General features: G+C 59.2%; 10 protein-coding genes. 7 read left to right on the top strand and 3 right to left on the bottom strand.

The features are described from left to right. Positions 1-6: 6 nt before the first annotated feature. From ACTYEO_RS12770 to ACTYEO_RS12760, 3 genes are all read right to left on the bottom strand, one after another. Positions 7-489 carry a hypothetical protein gene (locus tag ACTYEO_RS12770; RefSeq protein ID WP_449324132.1) on the bottom strand — a complete coding sequence of 161 codons (483 nt, stop codon included), beginning with the start codon at positions 487-489 and terminating at the stop codon, positions 7-9. Further along, positions 486-1,043 (bottom strand): ActR/PrrA/RegA family redox response regulator transcription factor, encoded by a 558-nt coding sequence (locus ACTYEO_RS12765; protein WP_449324131.1) that lies wholly within the window; start codon positions 1,041-1,043, stop codon positions 486-488. Before ACTYEO_RS12765 ends, ACTYEO_RS12770 begins: the two co-directional genes overlap by 4 nt. Before the next feature lie 77 nt (positions 1,044-1,120). Next, positions 1,121-1,759 (bottom strand): SCO family protein, encoded by a 639-nt coding sequence (locus ACTYEO_RS12760; RefSeq protein ID WP_449324130.1) that lies wholly within the window; start codon positions 1,757-1,759, stop codon positions 1,121-1,123. 96 nt (positions 1,760-1,855) lie between these two features. Between ACTYEO_RS12760 and regB the strand changes: the two genes are divergently transcribed. The 7 genes from regB (at position 1,856) to addA (ending at position 13,581) form a co-directional block, all read left to right on the top strand. Beyond that, entirely contained in the window at positions 1,856-3,271 is a 1,416-nt protein-coding gene (gene regB / locus ACTYEO_RS12755; RefSeq protein WP_449324129.1) for a sensor histidine kinase RegB, read from the top strand. Positions 3,272-3,330: 59 nt separating this feature from the next. Next, on the top strand, positions 3,331-4,923 hold the full coding sequence (locus tag ACTYEO_RS12750; RefSeq protein ID WP_449324128.1) for a PAS-domain containing protein: 1,593 nt from the start codon (positions 3,331-3,333) through the stop codon (positions 4,921-4,923). 103 nt (positions 4,924-5,026) lie between these two features. Beyond that, the gene (gene tsaE, locus ACTYEO_RS12745) at positions 5,027-5,557 is read left to right on the top strand and encodes a tRNA (adenosine(37)-N6)-threonylcarbamoyltransferase complex ATPase subunit type 1 TsaE (protein ID WP_449324127.1); all 531 of its coding nucleotides are present in this window, start codon (positions 5,027-5,029) and stop codon (positions 5,555-5,557) included. After that, entirely contained in the window at positions 5,554-6,531 is a 978-nt protein-coding gene (locus ACTYEO_RS12740) for an aminoglycoside phosphotransferase family protein (RefSeq protein WP_449324126.1), read from the top strand. The genes tsaE and ACTYEO_RS12740 overlap by 4 nt, the downstream gene beginning before the upstream one ends. Further along, on the top strand, positions 6,528-7,226 hold the full coding sequence (locus ACTYEO_RS12735) for a nucleotidyltransferase family protein (RefSeq protein WP_449324125.1): 699 nt from the start codon (positions 6,528-6,530) through the stop codon (positions 7,224-7,226). Before ACTYEO_RS12740 ends, ACTYEO_RS12735 begins: the two co-directional genes overlap by 4 nt. Then, a complete protein-coding gene (addB, locus tag ACTYEO_RS12730) occupies positions 7,223-10,186 on the top strand; it encodes a double-strand break repair protein AddB (RefSeq protein WP_449324124.1) in 2,964 nt (987 codons plus the stop codon). Before ACTYEO_RS12735 ends, addB begins: the two co-directional genes overlap by 4 nt. Next, entirely contained in the window at positions 10,183-13,581 is a 3,399-nt protein-coding gene (addA, locus tag ACTYEO_RS12725; RefSeq protein ID WP_449324123.1) for a double-strand break repair helicase AddA, read from the top strand. The genes addB and addA overlap by 4 nt, the downstream gene beginning before the upstream one ends. Positions 13,582-13,596: the final 15 nt, after the last annotated feature.

The following is a 13,596-nucleotide window of genomic DNA, read 5'->3' as shown; positions in this document are numbered from 1 at the left end:
CTGTGGTTAGCGGAAAAAGCAGGTCACACCTGACCATAGCAGCGCTATATCCTCGCCCTGCTCATCCATCAGGCCGAAGATACCACCTTGTTCAAATTCAAGCCCGAGGGAGGTTTCTTCCAAGCGCCGCCCCTCAAAGCTTTGTCCAACCTCAAGGCCAGCGCTGGTGACAAACCCGTTTTGATCAAGCACCCAACCGTAAAAACTGCCCGCAAGGAAATTGAGCGTCAGACCATCGGACCAACGCGCAGCGGTGACCTCGCCTGCGCCGCATTGCGCATTGGTAGTGACCTCTACGGGTGACCCGCCCTGTAGGCGCGAAACGGTCTCGATCACACCTGTTTGCGCACGCCCGAAGTCAATTCTCAGATCAGTGCCTGCGGGCTGGATACCATTCGGGTCGAGAGTGAACGCCTGAGGCGCAGGATCGCCACTCGGGGTGCACCCAGCAAGCAGCACAAGGCCAAGCAGCCCCCCGCGGATGTTCACTTGGGCGACCGTTTCGCCAATATGCGCTGCAAGGTGCGGCGATGCATGTTCAAGCGCCGCGCCGTCTCGGACACATTACGGTCACACAGCTCATAGACCCGCTGGATATGCTCCCAACGCACGCGATCAGCGGACATTGGGTTTTCAGGGGGTGGCGGCAATTCTTCGTCGCTGGCAAGCAGGGCCGCGGTGATATCATTGGCGTCAGCAGGCTTCGACAAATAATCCGTGGCGCCAATCTTAACAGCCGCAACCGCCGTGGCGATTGCCCCATAGCCCGTCAAAACCACGACACGGCAGTCAGGGCGTTTGGCGCGGAGGGTTTCGACAACATCAAGACCGTTGCCATCTTCGAGACGCAGATCAACCACTGCATAGGCAGGGGGGCGGGCTGTGGCTATGGCTTTGCCAGCCGCGACAGAGCCTGCCGCCTCGACAGAAAAGCCGCGTTTTTCCATGGCGCGTTCAAGGCGGCGCAGAAAGGGCTCATCATCATCGACAAGAAGCAATGATTTATCTGGGCCGATATCCCTCAGCACTCGATCTTGAGACATGCGCGCTCCTCCGGTGGTTCCGCATTACAACGTCTTTTCCACAGTTTGGCTATGTGGTCAAACGAAGGCGGCCTTTGTTATTGGGCAGCGTCAAGGAAGCATTGCACCCTATCGGCCATATCTACGGGCCCGATGTCTCTGTTGAAGAACTCAACAAACCCATGCTCAGGTAGGACAAGATAGGTAAAGGTCGAGTGGTCGACGAGGTAATATTCGTCATCATCCTCGTCATTGATCCGGTAATAGGTCCGATAGGCGCGGCTTGCGGCATCCGTCTGTTCCGGTGTGCCTGTCAGGCCGAGCATGCGCGGGTGGATATTATCGGTGAAGGCCGCCACGACCTCAGGGGTGTCGCGGGTGGGGTCGACCGAGATAAAGACGGGTTGCACGGATTGGTCGCGCCCCTCGAGGATATCAACAGTCTCGGCATTGCGCACCGTATCCAGCGGGCAGACATCAGGGCAGAATGTATAGCCGAAATACAGCAAGGATGGCTCGGCCAGTACATCGGCATCCGTCACGGTCTCGCCCGTTTCACTGACCAGCTCGAACGGGCCACCGATTGTATCGGCCCCACCTGCAATCACCGTGCTGCGGCATTGCGCGAAAACGTCATCCGAACCCGCACCTGTGCGCCCGAAAAGGGCGATCACCACAGTGGCCAAGATCAGGGTAACTATAAGGATCGCCGCGCTTATGGCATATGTTCGGGTCATGATCTTCTCATCGGTGGTTACAGTGACGCGTTGATCACGTATGTTCAGGGGACTATCAATTCACGATCTCGCGCCTGTGACAGAAAGCCCCGAGCCATGGCAACGCCCAATGATCCGTCCCTGAGGCTTCTGAGCGAAGACGCGCGCAGCGGATGGGTGCGCCTTGAGACCCTCTTGTTCCTGCGCTGGCTGGCTGTGCTTGGCCAGACCATAACCGTTGTGATCGCAAGTTTCTATCTCGGTCTGCGGTTGGAGCTTGGCCTGTGTTTCCTCGCTATTGGCACAAGCGTTTTGTCGAACCTGATCGCGATGTCGGTCTTTCCGCGAAATCAACGCCTCTCGGATCGCGATGCGATGCTGACGCTGCTGTTCGATTTGACCCAGCTGAGCTTCCTGCTGTTCCTAACAGGGGGCCTGAACAACCCCTTTGCCCTGCTGATCCTTGCACCTGTGACGATATCGGCCACCGCTCTGACCCTTGGCTCGACCCTGTTTCTGGGGGGTGTCGCCGTTGTGATGATTTCAGCCATCGCAGTTGTACATCTTCCCTTGCGCACAGGCACAGATGAAATCCTTCAATTGCCGCTGCTATTCGTGATCGGTTTCTGGACAGCGATTGTGATTGGGATTGTGTTTCTATCGGCCTATGCCCGCCGCGTGACGGGCGAGACGCATTCGATGAACCAAGCGTTGCTGGCCACTCAAATGGCCTTGGCGCGCGAGCAAAAACTGACCGATCTTGGGGGTGTGGTTGCAGCCGCTGCCCATGAGTTGGGCACCCCTCTGGCCACGATCAAACTGGTCTCAAGCGAGCTTGCCGATGAATTGAGCGACCGACCCGAGCTTTTTGAGGATGTCCAGCTGATCCGTGAGCAAGCCGATAGATGCCGCGATATCATGCGCTCCATGGGGCGTGCGGGTAAGGATGATTTACATATGCGATCCGCCCCGCTTTCAGCCGTGGTGCGCGAAGCCGCCGAACCGCATTCGGAACGCGGTATCGAACTGCTTTATGATTTTGCGCCCTTCAATAACGCCGTCAGCGAGGATGACAGCCTTCCCACCATCTACCGCAAACCCGAGATCATCCACGGTTTGCGCAACCTCGTGCAAAATGCGGTCGATTTCGCAAAGGACGCGGTTTGGGTCGAGACACGCTGGAACGACTCTGAAATTCGCATCCGAGTGATAGATGATGGCGCGGGCTATCCCTCCGACCTGCTGGGGCGTTTGGGCGACCCGTTCTTGCGCAGGCGCAAACCCGATGCCCCCGATGAAGGCCGCCCCGGATATGAGGGGATGGGGTTGGGTTTGTTTATCGCCAAGACCCTGCTCGAACGCTCGGGTGCCACAGTCACTTTCCAGAACGCATCCGACCCGTTTTTATTGCCCGAAGATCGCGAAATAAAGACGGGCGCAATGGTTGATGTGATCTGGCCTTTCGAGGCCATCAGCCTTTCGACCGAGACCGCCGCCGCCGCGCTCGGGGATAATCGACCGATTGAGATTTAACCCTTCGTTAAGCTCGCGCCATTAAGACTTCCTTAGCCAATAGGCGAAAGGAAGACATGATGAGCCTCTCAGGTCCGGACGGCGTCCTTACGATTGGCGTGGCATGCCTTTTGGCCAGCCTGTTGATCCTTGCTGTCGCCATTTGGACCAATCGCCAAGCCCATCTCAAAAGCAGCAGACCAAGATGGCAGCCCTCGGATATTCCGCTCAGATATGAGTTCAAGAACGGGTATCTCGTGTCGGACAATACGGGTTTTGACTGTTTCTTGACGGATCCTGAAGATCGCACCCGCGCATGGGATAATCTGGTTGAAGGGCTGTCTTTGCTCAATCCTGAAATCGGTCCGAAAATGGATATCTTGCGCGAACGCGGGCAGGGTTTTCGGGTTGAGGAGAAGATTGGCGCTGATCCCGTATCGATTACGGGCGCGACGAAGAAAGACCATCTCAGCATCACGGTCTCGTCTTTGCGCCAATTGGGCAAAAACAAGGTCCTGCCCAGTGAAACCGTGTCGCTGCTTGAAGATGAGATCGACGCATTGCGCCAATCCCTCGATCTTTGCGCCACTGTGATGTGGAAATGCGATGATGGGGGCGATGTGATCTGGGCAAATATTGCCTATTTCAATTTGCTGGCCACGCTTCAAAAAGGCCAAGAAACGGTATTTTGGCCATTGCCAAATATCTTCGCCGAAGCCTTGGGCGCCACGCCAGACCCGCAGGCGCCACTCTCTTGCGAACTGCCAATCCCCGCCGAAAGTGAGGATGCACAGGCGCGGTGGTGGGAAGTGTCTGTTGCCCCTTTGGCCAAGGGTGAGAAGATATTTTCCGCCATTCCAATGGACAGGGTCATGCAGGCCGAACAGGGCAAGCGGGACTCGGTTCAAACCTTTGCCAAAACATTTGCCCAACTGACCGTTGGCCTTGCCATTTTTGACAAAAGCCGCGCCTTGGTGGTGTTCAACCCTGCGCTCGTCCAACTCACCACCTTAAGCGCCGCTTGGTTGAGCGGGCGGCCCCTGCTCTTCGATTTTCTGGATCAATTGCGCGAACATCAACGCATGCCTGAGCCGAAGAACTACAAAGCTTGGCGCGAAAATCTCGCCAATATCGAAAAAGGCTCGGAGAATGGGACCTATCAGGAATACTGGACCCTGCCGACAGGGCAGACCTACCGCGTTCTGGGCCGCCCCCATCCTGATGGTGCGGTGGCCTTGATGTTCGAGGATATCAGCTCCGAGGTGTCTCTGACGCGCAAGTTCAGATCAAACCTCGAGCTCTATCAAACGGTGCTTGATGAAAGCCCCTCGGCGATTGCTGTGTTTTCTGGTGACGGGGAAATGGAGCTTCGCAATGCGGCTTTTGACCGGCTCTGGCAGCTTGGCACGGATCAAAAGGGCGGAACGCTCACCTTGCGTGAGTCCGTCACGCGGTTTGAACTTGCCTGCGCGCCCACGCAAATCTGGGCAAGGATTGAAGATGCCGTGAGCCTTGAAGCCGCGCGCAAGCCTTGGCAGGGCAAACTCCAATTGCTGGATGGTCGTCATTTGGCGGTTACGGTTTCTCCATTGCGGTCAGGCCATATCAAACTGGATTTCACACAGGCGGAGCCCCTATCGCACCCCATTGAGACACGCGTTGAAAGCGCCTAGCTTTCACATGCCCCAGTCGCCTTTGGGCTGATCGCTCACACCTTTCCAAGCAGGGTGGCTCTTAGCGCTTGTCGCTCGGACGCAGTCAGATAAACTCACTGTTATGACAGCCGAAACTGCCCGCCCACCTGCCGCCTTTTCCAAGGCTGTTTGCCAATTCTCATCGCGCGATGCTGAGGCAACGACGGTGCTGGCCGAACGCATGGCAGATCACCTAAAGGGGGGGGATGTCTTGCTGCTTTCGGGAGATTTGGGCGCAGGCAAAACGCATTTCGCCAGATCACTTATCCAACATCTTCTGGCAGCAGACGGGCTGTCTGAGGATGTCCCTTCGCCAACCTTCACCTTGGTCCAGACCTACGCCACCAAAGACATCGAGATTTGGCATGCCGATCTCTACCGCCTGACCGACCCGCAGGAGCTTTGGGAGCTTGGGCTGGACGAGGCCTTCGAGACCGCGATTTCTTTGATCGAATGGCCCGAACGGCTTGATCAAGACTTGCCAGACGGGGCAGTATGGTTGCGTTTCGATTATGACCCGCAAAACCCTGATTTCAGACGGCTGAGCCTTTTTTCCACAGCCAATTCAAGTCTGGCCAAGCGCTTGGCCAAGACCATGGAGCGCCCCGCGTGACCGATTTTATAGACAAATTTCTTCTTCGCTCGGGCTGGGGCGGCACCAAGGCCACGCCTTTGGCAGGTGACGCCTCGGGGCGGCGCTATTGGCGCTTGAGCCGCGATGGCCAAGCCGATGAAACCGCGATCTTGATGCATATCCCTGAGGATGAGGCCGCAAGCTTCGACGCTTTTCGCAAGATTGCCTCCTATCTGACAGGGCTTGGCCTATCTGCGCCCGCCGTTTTCACCGCCGACCCAAGGCTGGGGCTCATGGTGATCGAGGATTACGGCGACGGGCTGGTCTCCAAACTGGCCGCGCAGGATGCCCAGACTGAAAAGACCCTCTATCTCGAAGCCGAGACCGTCTTGTCAAAACTGGCGACAACTGGGGCTATGGCGGGCTTGAGCTTGATGACCCCGATCGGCATGGCCGATATGGTTCGTATCGCTTATGAACAGCTTCCCGCAGATCACCCCGTGCAACAAGACCAGCGCGATTTCTTCGCCAAGCTCACGCAGCTTTGCGTCTGGAAACTGCGCGGCACCCCCGTGACCGTCTTGCGTGATTTCCATGCCGATAACCTGATCTGGCTGCCCGACCGCGATGGCGTGCGCCGAATGGGCTTGCTTGATTTTCAGGACGCGCTGACAGGGCCTTTGGGCTATGATCTCGCCTCTTTGGTCGATGATGCGCGCCGCGATATCCCGCCAAGCCTGCGACATGAGTTGATCAAACGCCATGCCAAGACCCTTGCAATCGGTGTCGAGGATCTTGAATTGCGCGTCGCCCTGATCAGCGTGCAACGCAATTTGCGCATTCTGGGTGTCTTTGCCCGCTTGGCCAATGAGCAGAGCAAGATCGGATACCTCGCCCATATGCCGCGTGTTGCAGGCCATATTCTGCGCGCCGTGGCACATCCCGAGTTGCAAGAGATCAGCCCTGCCGTCACCCGTCTGGTCAAAGCCCATGTGCCCGAGGCGGTATTGTGAGTTTGCTGCCCTCGGCCTGCATGGTTCTTGCGGCTGGTTTCGGCACACGTATGGGTGCGCTCACCAAGACCCGCCCCAAACCCATGATCGAGGTCGCGGGCAAGCCCTTGCTTGATCATGCTCTGGATCAGGCCCATCAAGGCGGGGCCGAGCGTGTCGTGGTCAATGCGCATTATCTGGCCGATCAGATTATATCCCATCTGGAGGACAGAAGCGGCGTAACCGTGCTGCATGAAACGCCCGAAATTCTTGATTCAGGCGGCGGAGTTTTCAACGCGCTTCCCCATCTCGGGCAGGCCCCGTTCTGGGTTATGAATTCCGATAATGTCTGGTCTGGCCCGAACCCTTTGCAGCAATTGGCGCAAGCTTGGGATCCTGCCTTAATGGATGGTTTGATGCTGCTGGTGCCGCTGGCGCGAACGATTGGCCGCGACCATGCGGATGAGCTGAGCATGAGCCCGTCTGGTGCGCTGGAATTTGCATCAAGCGATCTGGTCTATACTGGCGCGCAAATTCTCTCGCCTGCCGTTTTCAAAGCATGCTCGGGCGGGGCTTTCCCGATCCGCCCCCTTTGGGAAGACCTTGCGCGTCAGGGGCGTTTGCATGGCGTTTTATATGACGGCCACTGGGCGGATGTGGGCCAGCCAAGCGGTATCGCCTTGGCCGAGGCCATGCTGGAGAGGGCAGAGCCATGATCTTTCCCGATACAGATCAGCCCCGCATCTTTGCGACCCCCCTTGGCGTGGATTTCTCGGCCGCGCTTATCGAGGGGCTGGATATGCGGCTTGAAGGGATGGCGCCCGAGGCGATTGCGCGTGTCGAGATTTGGGTGAATACCCGTCGGATGCAGCGCCATCTGCATGCGCGCTATGCAAGCCGCAATGCCAGTTTCCTACCCCGCATCCGTGCGCTTAGCGATCTCTCCGAAATCCCCGATATCGCGGGTCTGCCCAAAGCCATGTCGCCGCTGCGCCTGCGCTTGGAGCTTTCTCAATTCATCGGCAGATTGCTGGATCAGGACCCACAACTGGCCCCCCGCTCAGCAATTTATGACCTTGCCGATAGTCTTGCCGAAATTCTGGCAGAGATGCAGGAGGAACGCGTTAACCCCGAGGATCTGCGCGGTCTGAATGTCGAAGGCCATTCACAGCATTGGGATCGCGCCCTTCAATTCCTCAATATCGTCAGCGCCTATTTCGAACCCGAGGATGGCCGCATGACCCCCGAGGCGCGGCAGACCGCCCTGATCGACAGGCTCGTGCAGCATTGGTCTGACAAGCCGCCCAAGCATCCGCTGATTGTTGCGGGCTCCACAGGTTCGCGCGGTGCAACGCGGCGTTTGATGGAGGCGGTGGCCCATCTGCCCCAAGGGGCGGTGATCCTGCCGGGTCTTGATTATGACATGCCCGAGGAGGTGTGGCAGAGGCTGCTCAGTGATCGCCGCCCCCCGGGATTGGCGGGCGAAGACCATCCGCAATATCGTTTGGGCCAATATCTTGCCACGATGGGGCTGCGCGCGCGCGATGTGCAAGGCTGGCCATCCAGCCTGTCGCCCGTGGCAGGGCGCAACAAGTTGCTATCCCTCGCATTGCGTCCCGCGCCGATGACCGATCAATGGCTCAGCGAAGGCCCGACCCTGCCCGACCCAGATGAAGCGATGGAAAAGGTCACCCTGATCGAGGCCGCAACCCCGCAAGAAGAGGCCGCCGCCATCGCGCTGCGCCTACGCCGCGCCGTAGAGGATGGGCAACGCGCGGCCTTGGTCTCAACCGACCGCGTTTTGGGCCGTCAGGTGACAGCTGCGCTGGACCGTTGGGGGATCACGCCTGATGACAGCGCAGGCGTTGGTCTGTCGCAAACACCCCCCGGTCGGTTCTTGCGCCATATCGCTGAATTGGGGCTTGGTCCGGTCACGGGCGAGGATCTTCTGGTTCTGCTCAAGCACCCGCTGACCAATACAGGCGGCGAGGACAGGGGTGATCATTTGCGCCGCACGCGCGATCTTGAACTGGACTGCCTGCGCGGCGGTCCCGCCTTCCCGCGTCGTGCCGATCTTGTGACATGGGCCGAGAAGCGCAAAACCGATGAGGGTGCCATCCAATGGGCCGCTTGGGTTGGTCAGCTCTTGTTGGACCTGCCCCGCGCCGCAGGCCCCCGCCCCTTAGCAGATCATTTGAGCGATCACATTGCCTTGGCCGAAGCGCTCTGCACGGGCCCGGATGCCGAGAATGGAAATAGCGGCGCGCTCTGGCTGGAAAGCGCAGGCGTTGAGGCACGCCGATTGATCACTGAGCTGACGCATGAGGCAGATGCAGCAGGGACCATGTCGCTGCGCGATTACCGTGATTTGTTTTCCGCCATCCTTGAGACGGGCGAGGTGCGCAACCCTGTGCGACCCCATGCAGATGTGATGATCTGGGGCGCAATGGAGGCCCGCGTGCAAGGCGCGGATATCGTCATTCTGGCGGGGCTAAACGAGGGGACATGGCCCGCTAATCCCGGCGCTGATCCTTGGCTGAACCGCGCTTTGCGGGCCGAGGCGGGCTTGCGTCTGCCTGATCGGCGCATCGGTCTTTCAGCCCATGATTTCCAACAGGCCGCCGCCGCACCCGAGGTTTGGCTCAGCAGGTCCAAACGCGATACGGAAACCGAAACCGTGCCGTCCCGCTGGCTCAACCGCATGATCAACCTGATGGAGGGGGCCAGCCCCGCCACAAAATCCGCCCTTGGGCAGATGCGCAAACGCGGGGAAGACTGGCTTACACTGGCGCGAATGCAGGATGTGCCCTTGCAAGATGTCCCGCGCGCGCCGCGCCCCTCGCCCCGTCCGCCTGTGGAAATGCGCCCAAAAGTTCTCTCGGTGACCGAGGTCGAAAAACTGATCCGCGATCCTTATGCCGTTTATGCGCGGCGGGTGCTGGGGCTGTTCCCCCTCAAGGATCTGAAATCCGACCCCGACGCCGCCGAGCGGGGCACGGCGCTTCATGCGATCCTTTTCCGCTTCATTAACAGCACCAAGAGCGATTGGCCTGCCGATCCCAAAGCCTATCTGATGGAGTTGGCCGAGACAGTCTTGGATGATGTCGCCCCTTGGCCTGCCGCGCGCAGGCTTTGGCTGGGGCGTTTACAGCGGGTAGCCGATTGGTTCCTCGCAACCGAGGAGGCACGCCGCAAACTGGGCCGCGCGATCTTGCTGGAGCACAGCACCCAGATGAAGATACCCAGCCTTGGCGTCACCCTGAAAGGCACCGCCGATAGGGTAGACCGCCGTGAGGATGGAAGCCTTGCGATCTATGACTACAAGGCTGGCAAACCTCCCAGCAAAGACCAGCAGGAATATTTCAACAAACAGCTCTGGCTGGAGGCATGGATGGCCCGCGATGGCGCTTTTACCAATACGCCCGAAGAGGTGGCCGAGATCGCTTATATCGGCCTGAACGCGCGCGAGATTTCCGCCCCCGATATCGATGCTGGCACCATCTCGGAGATCGAGACGAAATTCCACGAATTGCTTCGCGCCTATCAACAGGCCGAAAAGGGTTTCACCTCGCGGCGGGCGATGTTCAAGGTTGCGTGGGATGGCGATTATGACCAGCTCGCGCGCTATGGCGAATGGGATGCAACCACTCCTCCAACGCAGGAGGATGTGGGATGAAATTCACCACCCCCCTTTTTGATGCGGCCACCACCGCGCAGGTCAAGGCCGCGCGGCCTGAAGCCTCGACATGGCTGTCGGCCAATGCAGGCTCGGGCAAGACGCGCGTTCTGACCGACCGCGTGGCGCGCCTGCTGCTCGAAGATGTCACGCCCGAGCGCATTTTATGCCTGACCTATACCAAGGCCGCCGCCGCCGAGATGCAAAACCGCTTGTTCCGCCGTTTGGGTGAATGGGCGATGATGCCGGACCAAGCCTTGGGCGATACATTGGCGGGGCTCGGCGTGGATACCGACCAACTGCGCCTTGAGATGCTCGGGAAAGCCCGCACGCTTTTTGCCCGCGCCATTGAAGCGCCGGGTGGTTTGAAAATCCAGACGATCCACTCCTTCTGCTCTTCGGTGCTGCGCCGCTTTCCTGTGGAAGCGGGCGTCAGCCCCGGATTTACCGAGATGGATGACCGCGCGCAGCGTGACCTAGGCCTTGAGGTGATCGACCGTTTGGCCGAGGGCGAGGCGCGGGCAAGTGTGGATGCCATCGCGCAATTCCTGAGCGAGGAGACCGCATGGGATTTGGCGCGCGCAATCCTGTCGAAACGCGATGCCTTCAAGACCCCGCTGAATGCCGCCGATCTGCGCGATTTTCTGGAGTTGGGGAACCTGACCTCAGACGGGCTGATTGCGCAGACATTTGAGGGTGATGAGCGTGATCTCTGCGGCAAGCTCATCCCATTGCTGCCTGCGTCCTCAAGCTATGACAAACACCGCCGCGTTCTGGGAAGCGTCAATTGGGAGGTCCCCGATTTCGCTGATATAAGCGCGTTGGAAGACCTGTTTTTGTTCGGACCAAGCGCAAAAAAGGCCAATGAAGCCAAGATTGACGCTTATGCCAATAAAGATGTCCGCACGGCCATGGGCGAGGATCTTGAAGCGCTGCACGACTTCATGCTCCGCCTGCAAGAGGCCCGCCCGCTGCGGCGCGGGCTGCAATTGGCCGAGAAAACCCACGCGCTTCACGCCTTCGCCTCGGCCTTTCTGCCTGCCTATGACATGGCCAAGGAACAACGTGGCTGGCTTGATTTTGACGATTTGATCCGCCGCACCCGCGACCTTCTGACGGCGCGTGAAGTGGCGCAATGGGTCCTCTTCCGTCTTGATGGCGGGATTGATCATATCTTGGTGGATGAGGCGCAGGATACCTCGCCCACGCAATGGAATATTATCGAGACCTTGGCCGAGGAATTCGCGGCAGGCGAGGGCGCGCGCGTGGATGTTTTGCGCACGATTTTCGTGGTGGGCGACAAGAAACAGTCGATCTATTCCTTTCAGGGGGCCGATCCCGCAGGGTTCGACAAGATGCGCGACCTCTTTGAAGAACGGTACCGCAGCATTGGCCGCGCCTTCCAGACCGAAACCTTGGCCTATTCCTTCCGCTCAGCCGAGCCGATCCTTGCGCTGGTGGATGAAGTGGCGCGCGGCAATGGCGGGCCCGGCTTGGGCGAGGATGTGACCCATTATGCCCATAAGGCCGATCTGGCAGGGCGCATCGATATCTGGCCGCATATCCCCAAATCCGAAGATTTAGAAAAACAGCCATGGCAGGAACCTGTCGATAAATTGGCCGATGAACATCACAGCGTGATCCTTGCCAAACGGATCGCCAATTTCATCAAGGACACCTTGGAACAGGGCGTGCTCATCCCGCATGACGGGGGCCAGCGCCCTGCGCGCCCATCCGATTTTCTGGTGCTGGTGCGCCGCCGCTCGGACCTGTTTCACGAGATCATCGCCGAGATCAAGAAACAGGGCCTCCCCATCGCGGGGGCCGACAGAATGCGGGTGGCCGCCGAATTGGCGGTGCGCGATCTGGTGGCGCTTATGGCCTTTCTTGCCACGCCCGAGGATGACCTTTCGCTTGCCTCTGTTTTGCGCTCGCCGCTTTTCGGGTTGAGCGAGCAGCAGCTTTACGAGCTGGCCCATAGACGCGGCAAAGCCACGCTCTGGCGCCGATTGCGCGATCGCCAAGCGGAGTTTCCGCAACAGGTCGATATGCTCTCGGACCTGCGCGACAAGGCCGATTTCATGCGCCCCTATGATCTGCTCGAGCGGGTTTTGATCCGCCATCAGGGGCGGCAAAAGCTGTTGGCGCGTTTAGGGGCCGAGGCCGAGGACGGTATCGACGCGATGCTGGCCCAAGCCCTTGGCTATGAGCGTAACGCCGTGCCAAGCCTGACGGGCTTTGTCGGCTGGCTGCAAAGCGGTGATGTCGAGATCAAGCGCGACCTCTCCAACGCGGGTGAGCAGATACGCGTTATGTCGATCCATGGGGCCAAGGGTTTGGAAGCCCCGATTGTGATCCTGCCCGACACTGCCGCCAAACGCGGCACGCCACCAGGGATCAACCTGCTTCTGCCCGAGGACGATTTGCCCCTCTGGCCCACCTCGAAGGCGGATGCACCGCCCGCCTTGGAGCCCGCCCATGAGGCGCAAACACAAAAGGCCGAGGAGGAGAATAACCGCCTTCTCTATGTTGCGATGACCCGCGCCGAGACATGGTTGGTCGTCGCAGCAGCGGGCGAATTGGCCAAGGAAGAAAACGGCAAAACTTCGTGGTTCCAAACCATCGATGACGCGGCGAAATCTCTTAATGCCAAGCCACATCCCTTTGAGGATGGCGATGGCTTGCGGCTGCAAAAAGGGGAATGGGCAAGCGCGCCTGCACAGGCCTTTTCACTGGCCCCGCCCACGCGCTCGGCCATGCCAAGTTGGGCCTTGGAGCCTGCCCCCGCCTCACAACGCGAGGAAGCCACGCTCTCGCCCTCTGATCTTGGCGGTGAAAAATACCTGACAGGCCCCAGTGATGCGCAGGGCCTCAGCGAAGAACAGGCACTGGCGCGCGGCAGGCGGATGCATTTGCTGCTTGAACATCTTCCGCATCTGCCCGCCCCCGCTTGGCCCGAGGCCGCTTTGGGGATCGTCTCGATGGACGGGCAGGTCAGCGAGGGCGAAACCGCATCTCTGCTGGAAGAGGCCACGCGCGTGCTGACAAAGCCGCAACTCAAGCATCTCTTTGCCGATGATGCTTTGGCCGAGGTGGCCCTTGCCGCCCAAAGCCCCACGCTTGGCCGCAAGCTATTTGGCATTATCGACCGTCTTATTGTCACGCCCACTCGCGTCACTGCCGTGGATTTCAAATCAAACGCTCTCCAGCCTGACACCCCTGAGGCCACGCCCGAGGCGATCCTGCGCCAAATGGGGGCCTATGCCGAGATGTTGGCCGCACTCTACCCAGATCGCGAGATCGAGCTTGGCATTCTTTGGACACGCAGCGCCGAATATATGGTTTTGCCTCACGCTCTCGTTATGGCGGGTTTGCAAAGGGCTGCTGGTTCTTGACGTCCCGCAGGGCGG

The sequence above is a fragment of the Rhodophyticola sp. SM2404 genome, from assembly GCF_053570515.1.
The sequence above is the reverse complement of the archived record's forward strand: the minus strand, read 5'-3'. Positions and strand labels throughout refer to the sequence as shown.